The sequence below is a fragment of the Pedococcus sp. P2_D9 genome, assembly GCF_056404275.1.
The window spans coordinates 33,685-52,079 of sequence record NZ_JBFUEI010000009.1; the positions used below are offsets into that span (position 1 = coordinate 33,685).

The 18,395-nt window shown below is 69.4% G+C and carries 16 protein-coding genes; 9 read left to right on the forward strand and 7 right to left on the reverse strand.

The features are described from left to right. The first annotated feature begins 74 nt into the window (after positions 1-74). The 5 genes from sdhC to AC1DXJ_RS14250 all read left to right on the forward strand — a co-directional run bounded on the left by sdhC (position 75) and on the right by AC1DXJ_RS14250 (position 4,941). On the forward strand, positions 75-452 hold the full coding sequence (gene sdhC / locus AC1DXJ_RS14230) for a succinate dehydrogenase, cytochrome b556 subunit (RefSeq protein WP_477614880.1): 378 nt from the start codon (positions 75-77) through the stop codon (positions 450-452). A gap of 16 nt (positions 453-468) precedes the next feature. Continuing rightward, entirely contained in the window at positions 469-939 is a 471-nt protein-coding gene (locus AC1DXJ_RS14235; RefSeq protein WP_477614879.1) for a succinate dehydrogenase hydrophobic membrane anchor subunit, read from the forward strand. Positions 940-976: 37 nt separating this feature from the next. Beyond that, positions 977-2,752 carry a succinate dehydrogenase flavoprotein subunit gene (gene sdhA / locus AC1DXJ_RS14240; protein ID WP_477633610.1) on the forward strand — a complete coding sequence of 592 codons (1,776 nt, stop codon included), beginning with the start codon at positions 977-979 and terminating at the stop codon, positions 2,750-2,752. Continuing rightward, positions 2,752-3,534 (forward strand): succinate dehydrogenase iron-sulfur subunit, encoded by a 783-nt coding sequence (locus AC1DXJ_RS14245; protein ID WP_477633611.1) that lies wholly within the window; start codon positions 2,752-2,754, stop codon positions 3,532-3,534. The genes sdhA and AC1DXJ_RS14245 overlap by 1 nt, the downstream gene beginning before the upstream one ends. 96 nt (positions 3,535-3,630) lie before the next feature. After that, on the forward strand, positions 3,631-4,941 hold the full coding sequence (locus AC1DXJ_RS14250; RefSeq protein WP_477633612.1) for a D-alanyl-D-alanine carboxypeptidase family protein: 1,311 nt from the start codon (positions 3,631-3,633) through the stop codon (positions 4,939-4,941). A 4-nt stretch (positions 4,942-4,945) separates the two neighbouring features. Here AC1DXJ_RS14250 and AC1DXJ_RS14255 read toward each other — a convergent pair whose 3' ends face one another. Genes AC1DXJ_RS14255 through AC1DXJ_RS14285 form a run of 7 tightly spaced genes read right to left on the reverse strand, consistent with a single transcriptional unit; the run spans position 4,946 to position 12,956 of the window. After that, a complete protein-coding gene (locus AC1DXJ_RS14255; protein ID WP_477633613.1) occupies positions 4,946-6,025 on the reverse strand; it encodes a YihY/virulence factor BrkB family protein in 1,080 nt (359 codons plus the stop codon). A 1-nt stretch (position 6,026) separates the two neighbouring features. Then, complete coding sequence (locus AC1DXJ_RS14260; protein WP_477614874.1) at positions 6,027-6,542, reverse strand: 2'-5' RNA ligase family protein; 516 nt, start codon at positions 6,540-6,542, stop codon at positions 6,027-6,029. A gap of 23 nt (positions 6,543-6,565) precedes the next feature. Continuing rightward, the gene (gene trpS, locus AC1DXJ_RS14265) at positions 6,566-7,588 is read right to left on the reverse strand and encodes a tryptophan--tRNA ligase (RefSeq protein WP_477614873.1); all 1,023 of its coding nucleotides are present in this window, start codon (positions 7,586-7,588) and stop codon (positions 6,566-6,568) included. 13 nt (positions 7,589-7,601) lie between these two features. Further along, on the reverse strand, positions 7,602-9,758 hold the full coding sequence (locus tag AC1DXJ_RS14270) for an alpha-galactosidase (RefSeq protein WP_477633614.1): 2,157 nt from the start codon (positions 9,756-9,758) through the stop codon (positions 7,602-7,604). After that, on the reverse strand, positions 9,755-10,678 hold the full coding sequence (locus AC1DXJ_RS14275; RefSeq protein WP_477637302.1) for a carbohydrate ABC transporter permease: 924 nt from the start codon (positions 10,676-10,678) through the stop codon (positions 9,755-9,757). The genes AC1DXJ_RS14270 and AC1DXJ_RS14275 overlap by 4 nt, the downstream gene beginning before the upstream one ends. After that, a complete protein-coding gene (locus AC1DXJ_RS14280) occupies positions 10,675-11,571 on the reverse strand; it encodes a carbohydrate ABC transporter permease (protein ID WP_477614870.1) in 897 nt (298 codons plus the stop codon). Before AC1DXJ_RS14280 ends, AC1DXJ_RS14275 begins: the two co-directional genes overlap by 4 nt. Positions 11,572-11,603: 32 nt before the next feature. After that, positions 11,604-12,956: an ABC transporter substrate-binding protein gene (locus AC1DXJ_RS14285; RefSeq protein ID WP_477637303.1), complete on the reverse strand. Its 1,353-nt coding sequence runs from the start codon at positions 12,954-12,956 to the stop codon at positions 11,604-11,606. Positions 12,957-13,246: 290 nt separating this feature from the next. Between AC1DXJ_RS14285 and AC1DXJ_RS14290 the strand changes: the two genes are divergently transcribed. Genes AC1DXJ_RS14290 through galK form a run of 4 tightly spaced genes read left to right on the forward strand, consistent with a single transcriptional unit; the run spans position 13,247 to position 18,358 of the window. Beyond that, entirely contained in the window at positions 13,247-15,232 is a 1,986-nt protein-coding gene (locus tag AC1DXJ_RS14290; protein WP_477637304.1) for a beta-galactosidase, read from the forward strand. Continuing rightward, complete coding sequence (locus tag AC1DXJ_RS14295) at positions 15,232-16,044, forward strand: DeoR/GlpR family DNA-binding transcription regulator (protein WP_477614867.1); 813 nt, start codon at positions 15,232-15,234, stop codon at positions 16,042-16,044. Before AC1DXJ_RS14290 ends, AC1DXJ_RS14295 begins: the two co-directional genes overlap by 1 nt. Continuing rightward, positions 16,041-17,198 carry a galactose-1-phosphate uridylyltransferase gene (gene galT / locus AC1DXJ_RS14300; protein WP_477637305.1) on the forward strand — a complete coding sequence of 386 codons (1,158 nt, stop codon included), beginning with the start codon at positions 16,041-16,043 and terminating at the stop codon, positions 17,196-17,198. The genes AC1DXJ_RS14295 and galT overlap by 4 nt, the downstream gene beginning before the upstream one ends. Continuing rightward, complete coding sequence (galK, locus tag AC1DXJ_RS14305) at positions 17,195-18,358, forward strand: galactokinase (protein WP_477637306.1); 1,164 nt, start codon at positions 17,195-17,197, stop codon at positions 18,356-18,358. Before galT ends, galK begins: the two co-directional genes overlap by 4 nt. Positions 18,359-18,395 lie beyond the last annotated feature (37 nt).

Sequence of the window (18,395 nt, forward strand, 5' to 3'; positions counted from 1 at the left end):
AACCTGACGGGCGAACTACGGCCCTCGACGCTCGCCGACGACTGCCGTGACATCTGCTTCGAAAGGGACGCGCAGTGGCGCAGGCAGCCAACGGGACCCTCTACCGCGGCCGTGAAGGCATGTGGTCGTGGGTGGCCCACCGCATCAGCGGCGTACTGATCTTCCTCTTCCTGTTCGCGCACGTGCTCGACACGGCGCTGGTGAGAGTCTCCCCCGAGGCCTACAACGAGGTGATGGGTGCTTACAAGAACCCCGTCGTCGGGCTGGCGGAGGCCGGGCTGGTCGCCGCCGTGATCTTCCACGCGCTCAACGGCCTGCGCATCATCGCCGTCGACTTCTGGGCCAAGGGCCCGAAGTACCAGCGACAGCTCTTCTGGGCCGTTGCCATTGGTTTCGTCGTGTTGTTCGCGCCCTTCGCGATCCGGCACCTGACCGTCGTGTTCACGCACTGAGAGGCGGGCGGAACTCATGAGCGCCACCACCGAGACCAACTACCACGCCGGCCCCGACGCCGTCTCTGCCAAGAAGTCCCGCTACCGCCGGGTCTCCAAGGGCCGCGGCAACTTCGAGCTCTGGTCGTGGGTCTTCATGCGGGGCAGCGGGATCCTGCTGCTCGTCCTCGTGTTCGGTCACCTGTTCGTCAACCTCATGCTGGGCGAGGGCATCCACGGCATCGACTTCGCGTTCGTCGCCGGCAAGTGGAGCAGCCCGTTCTGGCAGACGTGGGACCTGTTGATGTTGTGGCTTGCGGAGCTGCACGGGTTCAACGGGGTCCGGACGATCATCAACGACTACACCGAGAAGGACCGCACCAGGTGGATCCTCAAGGGTCTGCTGGTGGCGAGCGCACTGCTCGTCATGGTGCTCGGCACGCTGGTCATCTTCACCTTCGACCCGTGCCTCGACCCCTCCTCCACCCTCTCCGTGTGCGCACGATGACCACGGTCGACCCAGGAACGCGAAGGAAACAGCACTGATGCAGACGCACAAGTACGACGTCGTCATCGTCGGGGCCGGCGGCGCGGGCATGCGTGCCGCGCTCGAGTCGAGCACCCGCACCCGCACCGCGGTGCTGACCAAGCTCTACCCGACCCGGTCCCACACCGGCGCAGCGCAGGGTGGCATGTGCGCCGCCCTCGCCAACGTCGAGGAGGACAACTGGGAGTGGCACACCTTCGACACCGTCAAGGGCGGTGACTACCTCGTCGACCAGGACGCGGCCGAGATCATGTGCCGCGAGGCCATCGACGCGGTCATCGACCTCGAGAAGATGGGGCTGCCGTTCAACCGCACGCCCGAGGGCAAGATCGACCAGCGCCGGTTCGGTGGGCACACGCGCAACCACGGTGAGGCCGCCGTCCGCCGGTCCTGCTTCGCGGCGGACCGCACGGGCCACATGATCCTCCAGACGCTCTACCAGAACTGCGTCAAGCAGGGCGTCGAGTTCTACAACGAGTTCTACGTCCTGGACCTGCTCATGAACACCGGAGCGGACGGCGTGCAGCACACCGCGGGCGTCGTGGCCTACGAGCTGGCCACCGGCGAGCTGCACGTGTTCCAGGCCAAGTCGGTCGTCTTCGCCACCGGCGGCACCGGCAAGGTCTTCAAGACCACCTCCAACGCCCACACCCTCACCGGCGACGGCATGGGTGTCGCCTTCCGGCGCGGCATCCCGTTGGAGGACATGGAGTTCTTCCAGTTCCACCCGACAGGCCTGGCCGGACTGGGCATCCTGCTGTCGGAGGCGGCGCGTGGTGAGGGCGGCATCCTCCGCAACGCCGACGGCGAGCGGTTCATGGAGCGCTACGCCCCCACCATCAAGGACCTCGCGCCCCGCGACATCGTCGCCCGTTCCATGGCCAACGAGGTCCGCGAAGGGCGCGGTGCAGGTCCCAACAAGGACTACGTCCTGCTCGACCTGACCCACCTCGAGCCGGCCCACATCGACGCCAAGCTCCCCGACATCACCGAGTTCGCCCGCACCTACCTCGGCGTCGAGCCCTACACCGAGCCGGTCCCGGTCTACCCGACCGCGCACTACGCCATGGGCGGCGTCCCGACCAACGTCGAGACCGAGGTGCTGCGCAACAACACCGACGTCGTCCCCGGCCTCTTCGCCGCCGGCGAGGTCGCCTGCGTCTCCGTGCACGGCTCCAACCGCCTCGGCACCAACAGCCTGCTCGACATCAACGTCTTCGGGCGCCGGGCCGGCATCGCCGCCGCGGAGTATGCCGCGAACGCGCCGTACGTCGACCTGCCGGCCAACCCCTCGACCTTCGTCGAGGCGATGGTCGAGGGCATCCGCACCCGCGACAGCGGACAGCGCGTGGCCGACCTGCGCCGGGCCCTGCAGGAGACCATGGACCGCAACGTCCAGGTGTTCCGCACCGAGGCATCCATGAAGGAGGCTCTCGGCGTCATCGACGAGCTCAAGGAGCGCTACGCCCACGTCGTCGTCCAGGACAAGGGCAAGCGCTACAACACCGACCTCCTCGAGGCCGTCGAGCTCGGCTTCCTCATCGAGCTGGCCGAGGTCATCACCCTCGGGGCGCTGGCCCGCAAGGAGTCCCGCGGCGGTCACTTCCGCGAGGACTACGAAGCCCGCGACGACGTGAACTTCATGCGGCACACCATGGCCTACCGCGCGCCCGTCACCGACGACGAGCAGGGCCCGAAGTTCGCGGACGAGGTCCGCCTCGACTACAAGCCCGTGACCGTCACCCGCTACCAGCCGATGGAGCGCAAGTACTGATGACCGCCACCACGACCGAGACGACCTCCGCAGGCACGACCGGCAAGGACGCCCCCAAGTCCGGCGCCGTCCCGTCCTTCACGGTCACCCTGAAGATCTCGCGCTACAACCCCGAGACCGACAGCGAGCCGCACTGGGAGACCTACCAGGTCACCTCGCACGCCACCGACCGCGTCCTCGACGCGCTGCACCAGATCAAGTGGGACCAGGACGGCTCGTTGTCGTTCCGCAGGTCCTGCGCCCACGGTGTCTGCGGCTCCGACGCCATGCGGATCAACGGCAAGAACCGGCTCGCCTGCAAGACGCTCATCAAGGACGTCAACCCCGACAAGCCGATCACCGTCGAGCCGATCAAGGGCCTTCCCGTCGAGAAGGACCTCATCGTCGACATGGAGCCGTTCTTCGACGCCTACCGCGAGGTGATGCCGTTCCTGATCACCGAGGGCAACGAGCCCACGCGCGAGCGCATCCAGAGCCAGGCCGACCGCGACCGGTTCGACGACACGACCAAGTGCATCCTGTGCGCCGCCTGCACGACGAGCTGCCCGGTGTTCTGGAACGACGGCCAGTACTTCGGCCCGGCCGCCATCGTCAACGCCCACCGGTTCATCTTCGACACCCGCGACGACGGTGGCGCGCAACGCCTCGAGATCCTGAACGACAAGGAGGGCGTGTGGCGCTGCCGCACGACCTTCAACTGCACCGACGCGTGCCCGCGTGGCATCCAGGTGACGCAGGCGATCCAGGAAGTGAAGCGCGCGCTCCTGACTTCGCGCTTCTGAACCTTGGCCCACGTGACAGCGTCGTCGCGTAGCCGCGCCGTGGGGCGTCGCGGTCACCGAGCTGGGCGCTTGCACCTCTCGCAAGCTCGTTTTACGGTGCTGCGCGCCCACCTCGGCACCCACTCCGCGAAGGTGCGGCGCGCGCTCCTCGGAGTCATCGTCTCGGGAGTCGCGATCTCGGTGGGGGTCGCAGTCCCGGGCTCGGCGGTCGCGCTCTCGCCTGCCGCCCACTCGCTGGTGAAGCCGACGCCGTCGGCGACGACGAAGGCGCTGCCCACTCCTGCGAGCACCGTCGATCCGCTGGTGTCGGTCGGGGGGCCGCGGTTGGCTTCGATGGGGGTCGTCACGGACCTGCCGGCGGGGGTTCCGGCGCCTCCGACGCTGCGGGACGTGTCGTGGGTGCTGGCCGACCTGGACTCGGGGAAGGTGGTCGCGGCGAAGGCTGCGCACGCGCGGTTGCTCCCGGCGAGCACGCTCAAGGCCCTCACCGCGCTGACCCTCATCCCGCGGGTGCCTGCCGGACGCAAGATCGTCGTGACCCAGGCGGATGCCAGTGCGGACGGCACCCGGGTCGGGCTGGTGCCCGGCCTGCCCTACACGGCGGGGCAGCTGTTCCAGGCGCTGCTCATGGCGTCGGGCAACGACGCGGCATACTCCCTCAGCGAAGCCGGCGGTGGCCGGGAGGCGACGCTGGCCGCGATGAACGAGGACGCGGCATACCTCGGGGCGCATGACACGATCGCCAAGGACCCGTCCGGCCTGGACCGACCCGGGCAGACGTCGAGCGCCTACGACCTGGCGCTGATCGGCCGGGCGGCGTTGCAGCTCAAGGACTTCCGCACCTACGTCACGACCAAGCAGGTCGACTTCCCCGGTGGCGTGGACCCCAAGACGAAGAAGCGCGCCACCTACAAGGTCAACAACCACAACAAGCTGCTCTACAACTACGACGGCACCATCGGCGTGAAGAACGGCTACACCGAGGCGGCCAACCGCACCTTCATCTCGGCTGTCACCCGAGGTGGCAAGACCTACCTGCTCACCGAGATGTACGGGCTCGACTCGTCGTGGCGTCCCCAGGCGGCGATGTACGACTGGGCGTTCGCCTACGGCGACAAGGCCAAGGCGGTGGGCGAGCTCGTCGCGCCCGGCACGGTCACGGCGTCGCCCACCCTGATGCCGAGCACGACCTCGCCCGCCCTGACCGGCCCCGGCCCGGCGGGCCCGCACACGCAGGCTGTGACACCGGCGGCTGCGCTGCCCGGCACGGAGCGGGCCTCCGCGTTCCCGGGCCGATGGGTGGGACCGTCCGCGGCGACGCTCCTGCTCCTGGCGATGCTCGTCGTGCTGCTCCGCCTGCGCGCCCGGCGGCGCTCGGTGAGGGCACGCCGAGGGCGTTACCGCTGAGGGTTCACCTCCGGCGAACCAGGCTCCGTATGCCGCGCCCCAGAGTCCCCAGCGCCACCGCACCGACCGCACCCAGCACGGCACCCGCCGCCACACTGGTCCGGTCCGCGGCACGCTGGCCGAAGGTCGGCAGCCCGGCGTCGGTGCGCTCGCGGATGCTGTCCACCGGCTCCGGAGCGGGCCCTTCGGCGAGCTTGGCCGCCTGACCCCGGCTGAGGCCGTCGCCCCCGACGGTGTCGAGGTCGTTGGCTGCCCAGGCCGCGGAGATGAGGATGACCCGCGACATGAGGTTCAGCCACACGAGCAGGCCCGCCACGAGGGCGAACCCGAGATAGAGCTTGTTGCTGGTCGTGCTCGCGAGCAGCACGGTCCCGAACTTCTTGAGCACGGTCAGGCCGATCCCGCCGAAGGCGGCGCCGTCGCGCAGGGCCCGCCACGGGAGTCGGATGCCCGACAGGAGGCGCAGCATGATCGCCACGAGGCCCCCGTCGAGCGCGATCCCCACGACGAACGCGACCACGGTGAGCACCCAGCCCTGACCCCCCAGCCCGATGAGGTCCGCAACCCAGGTCGCGGCAGCACCGGCGATCGCCCCGACGCCAGCGGAGAGCAGGATGCCGACGCCGAGCAGGACCAGGACCCCGATGTCGCGCAGCTTGGCGAGGACGGGGTTGCCTGAGCCTCCCTCCACCCCGAAGATCGCCCGGATCCCGTCGCGCAGCGCGCTGAGCCATCCGGTCCCTGCCAGGACGAGGCCGACCACCGAGACGATGCCCTGGATGGACAGGGTCGCGCCGGTGGGCACGTTGACGTCGATGATGCCGTCGGGCTGCGCGTCGGTCTTGACGAAGCCGGGGAGCAGGTCGTTGATGGCGTTCTTGGTGTCGTCGAGCAGCTGCGGCTGGCTCCGCAGCACGATGCCGAAGACGGTGAAGGCCAGCAGCACCGCGGGGAAGATCGAGAAGAAGGCGAAGTACCCCACGCCACCCGCGAGCAGGTTGCCGCGGTGGTCGCCGTACCGCTTCCAGGCACGCCAGACGTGGGTTGTCTGGAACCTGGCCCACCAGGCCTTGAGCGTCCGCACGTCAGCGTCCGTTCAGGGCGAACGACCGCACCGGTCGCCAGACGCCGTCGGCGCCGTGCTCGTAGAGGTGGAACTCGTCGACGTCGAAGGTGCACTCGAAGTCCGCCAGCTCGGCGAACGCCCGGTCGAGGTTGTCCTCGGAGACGTGGTGGGCGACCGTCACGTGGGGGTGGTAGTAGAAGTCGAGCTTGCGCTTGAGCGGGCCGCGCCGCACTTCCTTCTCCAGCAGCTCGCAGTCGGCGAGCCCTCCGGAGACCTGGACGAAGACGACCGGTGAGATCGGCCGGAAGGTGCCGGTGCCACGCAACACCATGTGGAACGAACGCCCCTGGGTGGCAACGGCTTCCAGGTGCTCCACCACCGTCGACAGGTCCTCGCCCTCCACCTCGGTGGGTGGCAGGAGCGTCACGTGCGTGGGGATGGACTCGGCGAGGGGGTCCCCGAAGGAGGCCCGCTTGCCCTGGAGCATCTCCGCATGCGGGGAGGGGATGGCGATGGACACACCGATGGTGGGCACGACGGCGACCCTACCGAACGCTCTCAGCGAGCACTGGGCAGCAGCCCCACGGCCGCGCGCACCCGAGCCATCGTGGCCTGGGCCACCTCGCGGGCCCGATCGGCTCCGTCGGCCAGGATGCGGTCCAGCTCGGCCGGGTCGGCCAGCAGCTCGGCCATCCGCGTCTGGAAGGGCGTCAGGCGGTCGACCACCACGTCGGCGACCTCCTTCTTGAGGTCGCCGTAGCCGCGCCCCGCGAACGAGGCCGTGAGGTCCTCGATCGAGGTGCCCGAGAGCACTGAGTGGATGACGAGCAGGTTGGACACACCGGGTTTGGCGTCCGGGTCGTAGCGCACCTCGCCATCGGTGTCGGTGACGGCCGAACGGATGTTCTTGGCGATCTTGCCCGGGTCCTGCATGAGGTCGATGAGGCCCTTGGGCGAGGACCCCGTCTTGCTCATCTTGGCCGTGGGCTCCTGCAGGTCCATGATCTTGGCGGCGCCCTTGACGATGTAGGGGTCAGGCACCACGAGGGTCTCGCCGAAGCGGGTGTTGAAGCGCTCCGCGAGGTCGCGGGTGATCTCGAGGTGCTGGCGCTGGTCCTCCCCGACCGGCACGTAGGCCGCGTCGTACATGAGGATGTCGGCGGCCATCAGCATCGGGTACGTGAGCAGCCCGACGTTGGCGTTCTGGCCCTTGGCGACCTTGTCCTTGAACTGGGTCATCCGGCGCGCCTCGCCGTCCGCGGTGAGGCAGTTCATCACCCAGCCGAGCTCGGCGTGCTCGGTGATGTGGCTCTGGCAGAACACGGCCGACCGCTTGGGGTCGACGCCACCGGCGATGAACTGCGCAGCCGTCGCCCGCGTGCGCTGGCGCAGCACCTCGGGGTCGGTGGGCACGGTCAGCGCGTGCAGGTCGGCCACGAAGTAGAAGGCGTCGAAGTCGTCCTGCAGCGTGACCCAGTTGACCAGTGCCCCGAGGTAGTTGCCGAGGTGCAGGGAGTCGCTGGTCGGCTGCATCCCGGACAGGATCCGGGGCAGCACGGCGGGCGCGGACGTTTCAGGCATGCGCGCCATTCTGTCAGGTCAGGTGCAGGAGGAAACCTTGGGCGGGGGACAGCACCGGCAGGGCGAGGCCGACGTCGCCCAGCGCCGCGCCGCTGACGCGGACGCCGTCGGAAAGCCCTGCCTCCCACCACTGGGGGCCCCCGGCCTGGGTCACGGCGGGCAGGCCCGCCTCCTGCCGCACCCGCACGGTGTAGGTGCGGGTCGGGTCGAGCCCGGGCAGGGTGACCAGCCCGGGCGCCACCGACGGCCCGCTATGGGTCCGCAGGACCATGTATGCCGCCGCCTCACCTCCTGCGGCGACGGTGCCGGTCACGAGCAGTCCCGACTCCTCGGGCAGGTCGGCGCGAACGAGGTCCCCCGTGTGCAACAGGGGTCGCAGCTCGCGGTAGAGCCCGGACCAGGCGGACAGGGCGTCGAGCTCCTCGGGAGTGCACGCGGTGATGTCCCACTCGAGTCCGGCGTGGCCCTGGAGTGCGACCAGCATCCGGAAGGACAGGTCCAGCGTGCGGTGGGTCGTGTGTGCGGTCGCCGGCCCCACGTGCGTCCCCATGAGCTCGGCGGGGACGAGCAGCGACGTCCATCGCTGGATCGCCGTGCGCTCCAGCGCGTCGTTGCAGTCACTGGTCCACACCCGGTCGGTGCGGGCCAGGACCCCCAGGTCGACGCGGGCACCACCGCTGGAGCAGGACTCGATCTCGAGGTCCGGGTGGGCGGCACGCAGCCGGTCGAGCAGGTCGTAGAACGCCCGCGTCTGCGCGTGGACGGCGGGGCGGTCGACGCCGCTGGCGTCGCTCCGCACGGCCTCGTGCAGGTCGCGGTTGTGGTCCCACTTGATGAAGTCGATGCCGAGCTCGGTCACCAACGCGCTGATCTGGCCCTCGACGTGGGCGGCAGCCTGCGGGTTCGCGAGGTCGAGCACGTACTGGTCGCGTGACGGCCGTGGATGGCCCGCCCGGGGGCCGAGCACCCAGTCGGGGTGGCCGCGCACCAGGTCGGAGTCGAGGTTGACCATCTCGGGCTCGAACCACAGCCCGAACTCCATGCCGAGTCGCTTGACGTGCTCGACGAGGGGCTGCAGCCCCTGTGGCCACATCTGCTCGGAGACCACCCAGTCCCCCAGCCCGCTGTGGTCGTCCCGCCTGCTGCCGAACCACCCGTCGTCCAGGACGAACCGCTCCACCCCGATCTGCGCCGCGGTGTCCGCCAGTCCCGTGAGGCGCTCGAGGTCGTGGTCGAAGTAGACGGCCTCCCAGGTGTTCAGGACGAGGGGGCGTGGCTCGTTGCTGTGGGTCGCCGTCTCCCGCTGGCTGCGGTGCAACCGCCGCGACAAGCCGTCGAGACCGTCGAGGGCGTGGACGAACACGACCTCCGGAGCCGTGTACGTCTCCCCCGGCGCCAGCCGCACCTCACCGGGCTCGAGCAGCTCGCCTCCGCCGAGGACGGAGGCGTGCACTCCCGCGCCCTCGGGCAGGCGCTCGGTGAGGTGCTCGTGGTTGCCGCTCCAGGCGACGTGGACAGACCAGACCTCACCGGTCCGGAAGCCGAAGCCCGCCGTCCCGACGGTCAGCAGCAGGGTCGCGTCGTGGCCGGTGCGGCCACGACGCGAGGTCCTCAGGTGGGTGCCGTCCTGCAGCCTGGACCGTTGCGGAGCCCGCTCGCGGCACCAGCGGCCGGTGAGGTCGAGGACCTCCGTGGCCCTCGAAGGCATCGGCAGCAGGGCACGCAGGGCACCCACGTCCAGGGACAGCTCGGCGGCGTCCCCATCAGGACGGTTGGTGACCGACTGCGAGACGCGCAGGACGCCGTGGGCGTCGAGGGTGTGCCGCAGCCGCACCTCGGTGGCGCCGTCGCGAGCCGTCATGGCGAGGGAACGGTCGTCGTCCTGCTCCGTGGTCACCGCCCAGCGGGGGGCGGCAGCCCCGCCGGCGCGGTGCGCGGCATACCCGGGGGTGCCGAGCCAGCCGTCGCCCGAGGTGGGTAGGACGGTCAGTGGCCACGGCTCGTCGAGGGCGTTGTGTGGCACGGGCCCGCGCACGATCCCGGCGAGCTCGGCGGCGACACCGTCGGGCAGGTCGGCGCCCCAGTGGATCACGCTGGGCAGACCCTCGTCGGGGATCTCGTAGACCAGGCACGTGCCGGCGGACCGGAGGACTGCGGTCTGCGAGGTCATCCCTTGGTGGCTCCGAGCGTCAGGCCTGCGACGAACTGCTTCTGGAGCAGGAAGAAGATGATCAGGGTCGGCAAGGCTATGACGACCGAGCCGGCGGCGACGAGGTTGTTGTCGGTGAAGAACTGACCGCGGAGGTTGTTGATCGAGCTCGTCACCGGGAACTTGTCACCGGACTGCAGGAGCACGGTCGCCCAGAAGAACTCGTTGTAGATCCAGGTGACCTCGAGGGTCGCGAGGGCGGCGAGAGGGGGCCGGCACAGCGGCAGGGTGAGCTGGAAGAACTGGCGCAGCACGCCGGCACCGTCGACCACCGCGGACTCGTAGAGCTCGCGGGGAAGGGTCTTCATGTAGTTGGACAGGACGAACGTGCAGAAGCCGGTCTGGAAGGCCACGTTGACGAGGATCAGCCCCCAGTAGGAGTTGAGCAGGGTGCCCGACTCGCTGAACCAGAACGGCACCTCGATGGCGCGGAACATCCGGTAGACGGGGATGAGCAGGGCCTGCGGCGGCAGCAGGTTCGCCGCCGTGAACAGTCCGAGCAGTGCGAGGTTGAACTTGAACGAGAACCTCGCGACGACGAAGGCCACACAGCAGGAGAGGAACAAGGTCAGCAGCACGGCCGGCACGGTGATGTAGGCGGAGTTGAGCATCGTGTGGGAGAAGTTCGCCTGCTCCCAGGCGTTCTTGTAGTTGGCGAGCGTGAATCCGCCGAAGGACAGGTAGCCGTGCTTCGCGGTGTAGGCGTAGTCCCGGAAGCTGTTCAGCACCGCGTAGCCGACGGGGAAGATCCAGACCAGCGCCACGACGGCCAGGAACACCTGGATGACCCGGTTGCCCTCCTTCGTGCCGACACCCTGCGGACGCTTGCTGGAGAGCGGGTTGGCGCTTCTCGGCACGGTGACATCGACGACGTCGCTCATCGCTGCTCCCTCATGACGATGCGTAGGTACAGGACGATGAAGATCGAGGAGATGATGAGCATGAAGGTGGCCAGCGCCGAGCCGAAGCCGATGCGGCTGGCCTCACCGACGATGTTGGACGTGACGAGCGTCGAGATCAGCTCGAGGCCGTTGCGCCCCTTGTTGATGACCCACACGAGGTCGAACGCGCGCAGGGACTCGATCACGGTGACGACGAGCACGATGATGTTGATCGGGAACATCACCGGGAAGACCACCTTGAAGAACGTGGTGCGCTCGGTCGCGCCGTCCACCTTGGCCGCCTCGCGCAGCGTCGGGTCGACGCCCTTCAGTCCCGCCAGGTAGAGCAGCATGATGTAGCCGACATGTCGCCAGCTGGAGGCGATCAGGGCCGCCCAGAGGTTGTACCGCTGGTCGCCGTACCAGTCGATGCTGCCACCGGTGATCTGGTTGATGAAGCCCTGGTCCCGGCTGTAGATCAGCTGCCAGATGAAGCCGACCAGCGCGAGGGACAGCACCACCGGCAGGTAGATCGCGGTCTGGTAGACCCGCGACCCCCGCACCTCACGATCCAGCAGCACCGCAAGGAACATCCCGATGGGCGTGGCGATGAGGAACATCACGGCGAGCCAGATCAGGTTGTGCTGCAACGCCGGGACGAACGGCGGGTAGATGGTGAGCACGTCCTTGTAGTTCCTCAGCCCCACGGACTTGGCCGAGGTGATCGGGCCGATCCCGTCCCAGTTGGTGAAGGAGAGCAGGACCGACCCGATCGCCGGCACCACGACGAGCCAGAGCACCAACAGCGTCGGCACCCCGATCATCAGGGACACGACGACCCGGTCGACCGGGCTGAGGTGGTCGATTCCCTTGTATTTCGAACGTCTGGCCACGGGTGCTCCTCGGTTGCGTCGGCGTCTTCGCGTCAGCTCGCGAAGATGCTCTGCTTCTGCTTCTCGATGTTGTTGACCAGGCCGTCGATGTCCTTGGGGTTCTTGAGGAAGGACTGGATGGCGGGGATCATCACCGTGGAGGCGAAGTCGGGGCGGGTGTCGCGGTCCATGAACTGGGCGATCGACTTGGCCTGCGAGACGAACTCGACCGACTTCTTCTGCAGCGAGGTGTATGCCGCCTTGTCCGCCTGGTCGTTCGTCGCGATCACGCTGGGGTCGGCCTTGACGACGATGTTCTGCGCCGCGGCGGAGCCCACGTAGCCGAGGAGCTTCTTGGCGCCGGCCTCGTTCTTCGGACGCTTGGCCATCATGTAGCCGTCGATGGGCGCCTCGATGGCGTCCGCGCCGATGGTGGAGTCGATCTCGGGGAAGTTGAAGAAGGTGAGGTCCTCCTGCTCCGCCCCCTTGCCGAACTGTTGCGCGACGAAGGAGCCGAGCAGGTAGGTGCCGGCCTTCTTCTGCTGGAGGGCCTGAGCGGCCTCCTGCCAGGTGCGGCCGAGCGAGTCGGGCTGGTGCATGTCGAGCAGGCCTGCCCAGGTGTCGAACACGGTCTTGACCTTGGGGCTGTTCCAGGCCTCCTTGCCGGCCATCAGGTCGACGTGGAACTGGTAGCCGTTGACCCGCAGGTTCAGCTGGTCGAAGGTGCCCATGGCCGGCCAGCCGTCCTTGTCGCCGAAGGCGATCGGAACGAGGCCGTCCTTCTTCATCTGTGCACCGAGGGCCTTGAACTCGTCGAGGGTCTTGGGCTCCTGGTAGCCGTGCTGCTGGAACACGCTCTTGCGGTAGAACATCGCCCACGGGTAGTACGTCGAGGGGACGAAGTACTGCTTGCCGTCGTCACCCGTCGAGGACTTCTTGAGCGCATCGGACATCCCGGCCCCGGACAGGTCCTTCCAGACGTCCGTGACGTCACCGGCCAGCCCCTTCGAGGCGAAGAACCGCATGCGGTAGCCCGCGAACCACATCCAGACGTCGTCGGGCGAGCCCTGGAGGTAGTTGTTGATGTTCTCCTGGAAGGAGTTGTGGTCGATCGTGTTGACCTTGGCGGTCAGGCCTGCGTTCGCCTTCTGGAAGGCGTCCATCACGGCCTGGATCGCTGCCTTCGGCACGGCGTCGGACTGGTTGGAGCCCACGGTCACGGTGCCGGTCGCGGCGCCGCCACTCTTGGCGCCTCCGTCGCCACCGCAGGCCGCGAGCAGCGACGGTGCCGCCAGGAGGGTGCCGGCGCCGAGCGCGCCGCGCAGGAGAGTCCGACGGCTGACGCCGCGGACAGAGGCGGGAACGAGGCTGGCGAGGTACTCGGCCTCTGAGGTCGGGCGGGTCATTTCGGGTCTCCTTTGACACGGGCTTGACACGGGTTGCACCGGCGGTGACCGAATCGGTCAACTCACAGTTTCGATCAAAAACCACCAACAACACCCGAGGATGGTGGCCACGTCCACCCGTGTCAAGACTTTCGGCCCACTCGGTTCATCTGACGGACACAGCGCGAGATCGGCTCAACCACGCGGCATACGCTCCCTTGGAGCGGCAAATCGGGAAGCCACCACACCCATGGGACCAACATGTTGATTTTTGTTGACATGGCTTCCTGCGCAGCGCCAGACTGGCGCCCATGCGTTCATGGCCGAGCCGTCGGATCGCCCTGGGTGGCGACTACAACCCCGAGCAGTGGCCGCGTGAGGTCTGGTCCGAGGACATGGAGCTCATGCGCGAGTCGGGGGTCTCCTTCGTCACCCTTGGAGTCTTCTCCTGGTCGTGGCTCGAGCCTGCCAAGGGCGAGTACGACTTCGCCTGGCTCGACGACATCATGGGCCTGCTCCACTCCAACGACATCGCCGTCGACCTGGCCACCGCGACGGCCACCCCTCCGCCGTGGCTGTCGGCCGCGCACCCGGAGATCCTCCCCGTCGACCACGAGGGCCACACGCTGTGGCCGGGCAGCCGCCAGGCGTGGTGCCCGAGCTCGCCCGTGTACCGCGAGTACGCCCTGGCCCTGACCACGCAGCTGGCCCAGCGCTACCACGACCACCCAGCCCTGGCGATGTGGCACGTCTCGAACGAGTACGCCTGCCACAACATCCCCTGCTACTGCGACACCTGCGCGGCCGGCTTCCGGCTGTGGCTGCAGCGCCGCCACGAGACCCTCGAGAGGCTGAACGACGCCTGGGGAACGGCGTTCTGGAGCCAGCGCTACACGGACTGGCAGCAGGTCCTGCCGCCTCGGCTGACCACGACGTTCGGCAACCCCACGCACGTGCTGGACTACAAGCGGTTCCAGTCCGACACCCTGCTCGACTTCCACCGCAGTGAGAAGGCGATCCTCGCGGACCTGTCCCCGGGCGTCCCCGTCACGACCAACTTCATGACGCTCGCCCACTTCGACCACCTCGACTACCACCAGTGGGCAGCTGAGCAGGACGGCATCAGCACGGACCACTACATCGTGAACACGCTGGAGCACCCCCGCGCGGAGCTGGCCTTCAGCGGCGACCTCACCCGCGGCCTCGCAGGCGGAGCGCCGTGGATGCTCATGGAGCACTCGACCAGCGCGGTCAACTGGCAGCCGGTCAACCCGGCCAAGGCGCCCGGGCAGACCCTGCGCGACAGCCTGGCCCACGTGGCGCGTGGTGCCGACACCCTCGGGTTCTTCCAGTGGCGTCAGTCGCGCTCGGGTTCCGAGAAGTTCCACTCGGCACTCGTGCCGCACGCAGGTCGTGACAGCGCCCGGTTCCGCGAGGTCGTCGAGCTCGGCCAGGTCGCCCAGCGGCTCGGCGAGGTGCTCGGGTCCCGGGTCGAGTCCGACGTCGCCATCCTCTGGGACTACCAGGCCCAGTGGGCCGCCTCGGGTCCCGCGATGCCGTCGAGCGAGCTCGGCTACGGGACGACCGCGCACGCGATCCACCGGCTGCTGCGGGACCGCGGCGTCACCACCGACGTCGTGCACCCCAGCGCCGACCTCACGGCCTACAAGGTCGTCGTCGTCCCCACGCTCTACCTCGTCAGTGACGAGCACGCGGCCGCCGTCGCGGCCGCGGCGGCTGCGGGCGCCCAGGTGCTGGTGACCTTCTTCTCCGGCATCAGCGACGACAACGACCACGTGCGGCTCGGTGGCTACCCCGGTGCGTTCCGCGACCTGCTCGGGGTGCGTGTCGAGGAGTTCTTCCCGCTCATGGACGGCGACGAGGTGTCCGTCGGCGGGGGCACCGGCCGCCGGTGGAGCGAGGACGTGACTGCCGTCGACGCCGAGGTGCTCGACAGATACACGGACGGACCGCTCGAGGGTCGTCCCGCGGTCACGCGCCGAGCCGTCGGGTCGGGAGCGGCGTGGTACCTCAGCACCCTGCTCGACGACTCCGGGCTCGGGTCACTGCTGGACTCGGTGGTCGGCGCGGCCGGCGTCGTCCCTGCTGCTGACGTGCCGGTCGGTGTCGAGGCGGTCCGACGCACCAGCGATGATGGCTCGTGGCTGTTCCTCGTCAACGACACCGACAGGGCACAGCGCGTCGCCGTGACCGGTCACGACCTGGTCGCCGACCGTCCGTTCGGACCGGACACCGCTCTGGCCGCTGGTGCGGTCGCCGTCATCAGGGAGGACTAGTGCTCGCCAGCCAGCGCCGCGCCACGATCCTGGGCCTCGTCGAGGACAGCGGCGCCGTGCGGGTGTCCGAGCTCGTCGACCAGCTCGGCGTCTCGGACATGACCGTGCGCCGCGACATCGAGCAGCTGGCGGCCGAGGGCCTGGTCGAACGTGTCCACGGTGGGGCCCTGGCCATGGGCCGGCGCAGCAGCGAGGAGCCCGGGTTCACCGCCAAGTCCGCGCTCATGCAGGCGCAGAAGCACGCCATCGCCCAGACCGCGGCCCAGCTCGTCGAACCCGGCGCCGCGATCGGCATCTCCGCCGGGACGACGACCTATGAGTTCGCGCGCGCCGTCCGCAACATCCCCGACCTCACGGTCGTGACGAACTCCATCCCCGTGGCGCAGCTCCTGCACGAGTCGGGCGCGCCCGGCCAGACGGTGGTGCTCACCGGCGGGGTGCGCACGCCGTCGGACGCGCTCGTCGGCCCCGTCGCGGTCGCCGCGCTGCGCATGCTGCACGTCGACCGGCTGTTCCTCGGCGTGCACGGCATGGACGCCTCTGCGGGCCTCACCACCCCCAACCTCGTAGAGGCCGAGACCAACCAGGCTCTCGTCGACGCGGCTCGCCGGATCTGCGTCCTCGCCGACCACACGAAGTGGGGCACCGTCGGTCTCAGCACCATCATCCCGCTCTCCGCGGTGGACCTGTTGGTCACCGACCCGGGACTCACCCCGCGGGCCCGCAAGGCCGTCGGCGACGCCGGGGTGGAGATGGTCCTGGCCACCCCTGCCACGACGAGGACGCCGCGTTCGCAGAGGAGGCACGCATGAGAGCGCGGCGCACCAGCCGTCAGCTCGCCGACGGACGCGAGATCATCTACTTCGACGACTCCCCCGAGGCTCCCGAGCGCACCGCCGAGGACAGCCGGCCGCTCGGGGAGCGGGCCGCGTCGGGCGAGATCCGTCACGACGCCCTCGTCGGCGACTGGGTCGCCGTGGCCGGGCACCGCAGCAACCGCACCTTCCTGCCGCCCAAGGACGAGTGCCCCCTGTGCCCCAGCGGGGCGGGCAGCGTCCCCTCCGAGGTGCCCGAGTCGGCCTACGACGTGGTGGTCTTCGAGAACCGGTTTCCCTCGTACTCACCCATCTCGGTGCTGTCCGGTGACGGGCGGGGGCCAGCTGGCCACGGCGATGGCGATGGCGATGGCGAGCTCCTCCGGAGCCGGCCCGCGCTCGGCCGCTGCGAGGTGGTCTGCTTCACCAGCGACCACGAGTCGACGTTCGCCGACCTCACCCCTGAACGCGCCCGCACGGTCATCGACGCGTGGGCGGACCGCACGGCGGAGCTGGGTGCGGTTGCCGAGATCGAGCAGGTCTTCTGCTTCGAGAACCGCGGCCAGCAGATCGGCGTCACGCTGAACCACCCCCACGGCCAGATCTACGCGTATCCCTATGTGCCACAACGATCTGCCGCAATCCTGACACAGGCTACCGCGCACCACGCACGCACTGGCCGCCTCCTCGGAGCCGACATCCTGGCGGCCGAGCTGGACGCCAAGGAGCGAGTGGTGATCGACACAGAGCACTGGACGGCCTACGTGCCCTTCGCTGCGCGGTGGCCGGTGGAGGTGCACCTCGTCCCCCGCCGGGACGTGCCCGACCTGCCCTCCCTCACCGATGTCGAACGCGACGACCTCGCCCAGGTCTACCTCGACCTCCTGCAGCGCCTGGACCGCTACTACGTCGCCAAGGACGGCAGCCCGATCCGGTTGCCCTACATCGCCGGCTGGCACCAGGCCCCCACCCGTCAGGGGCGCGACGTCTCCCGCCTGCACCTCCAGGTGATGTCGGTGCTTCGCTCGCCCAAGAAGCTCAAGTACCTCGCCGGGTCGGAGTCAGGCGTCGGCGGCTGGGTGAACGACGTGCCTCCCGAGCAGATCGCGGCGCGGCTCCGCGACGTGGCGCCGCGCGAGGTCGGCCTGTGACGGCCGATACCGCAGCAGAGCTGTTCCGCTCCACCTTCGGCTCCGCCCCGTCGGGCGTGTGGTCCGCCCCCGGCCGGGTCAACCTGATCGGCGAGCACACCGACTACAACGGCGGGCTCTGCCTGCCGATCGCACTGCCGCACCGCACGTTCGCGGCTGTCCGCCGACGCGACGACGACCTGGTGCGCATCGTGTCGGCGCAGGCCGACGACCTGGTGGAGGTGACCCTGGCCGACGTGGCACCCGGCGTGCCGGGCGGGTGGGCGGCATACGTCGCCGGGGTGCCGTGGGCCCTGCGCAAGGCGGGGTATGCCGTGTCCGGCCTCGACGTGGCCGTGGACGGCCGCGTGCCGCTCGGGGCGGGGCTGTCCAGCTCGGCGGCCCTGGAGTGCGCGGTGGGGGCTGCGGCCTCCGACCTGTTCGAGCTGGGTCTGCTCTCCGGGGACGGCGGCCGGACCGCGCTGGCAGCGGCCTGCGTCGAGGCCGAGAACACCATCGCACTGGCACCGACCGGCGGCATGGACCAGTCCGCCGCGCTGCTCGCCCGGGCCGGTCACGCCCTGTTGCTCGACTGCAGGGACGGGCACACGGAGCAGGTGCCGTTCGACCTGTCTGCCCACGGACTCGCCCTGCTCGTGGTCGACACCCGTGCGGAGCACGCCCTGGTCGACGGCCAGTACGCCGAGCGGCGCACCTCCTGCGAGGCGGCCGCCCACGAGCTCGGCGTCGCGAGCCTGCGCGAGGTGTCGGCCGACGACCTCGGTGCCCGCCTGTCCGCACTGTCCTCCGACCTGCTGCGCCGACGCGCACGTCACGTCGTCACCGAGATCGCGCGCGTCGAGGAGGCCGCGGCTGCCTTGCGGAGCAACGACTTCCGAGCGGTGGGCAAGCTCTTCCTTGCCTCGCACGCCTCGATGCGCGACGACTTCGAGATCTCGGTGGCGGAGCTCGACACGGCAGTGGAGTCGGCCGTCGGCGCCGGTGCCCTCGGCGCCCGGATGACCGGCGGCGGGTTCGGGGGTTCGGCCATCGCGCTGGTGTCCGCCGACGGCGCCGCGGCCGTTCAGTCCGCCGTCGAGGACGCCTTCGCCGCCAAGGGTTTCCGTGCCCCTGACTGCTTCACGGTGATGGCTTCCGAGGCAGCCCGCCGCGACCGCTGACCCAGCCTCTCCCTCACCTCTGCCAGCGGCCCGCACT

Coding starts and splice junctions, on each gene's coding strand:
- AC1DXJ_RS14285 (WP_477637303.1), bottom strand. CDS start 12,956: ATGACCCGCCCGACCTCAGAGGCCGAGTACCTCGCCAGCCTCGTTCCC.
- AC1DXJ_RS14245 (WP_477633611.1), top strand. CDS start 2,752: ATGACCGCCACCACGACCGAGACGACCTCCGCAGGCACGACCGGCAAG.
- galT (WP_477637305.1), top strand. CDS start 16,041: ATGAGAGCGCGGCGCACCAGCCGTCAGCTCGCCGACGGACGCGAGATC.
- AC1DXJ_RS14235 (WP_477614879.1), top strand. CDS start 469: ATGAGCGCCACCACCGAGACCAACTACCACGCCGGCCCCGACGCCGTC.
- sdhA (WP_477633610.1), top strand. CDS start 977: ATGCAGACGCACAAGTACGACGTCGTCATCGTCGGGGCCGGCGGCGCG.
- trpS (WP_477614873.1), bottom strand. CDS start 7,588: ATGCCTGAAACGTCCGCGCCCGCCGTGCTGCCCCGGATCCTGTCCGGG.
- AC1DXJ_RS14270 (WP_477633614.1), bottom strand. CDS start 9,758: ATGACCTCGCAGACCGCAGTCCTCCGGTCCGCCGGCACGTGCCTGGTC.
- AC1DXJ_RS14275 (WP_477637302.1), bottom strand. CDS start 10,678: ATGAGCGACGTCGTCGATGTCACCGTGCCGAGAAGCGCCAACCCGCTC.
- AC1DXJ_RS14290 (WP_477637304.1), top strand. CDS start 13,247: ATGCGTTCATGGCCGAGCCGTCGGATCGCCCTGGGTGGCGACTACAAC.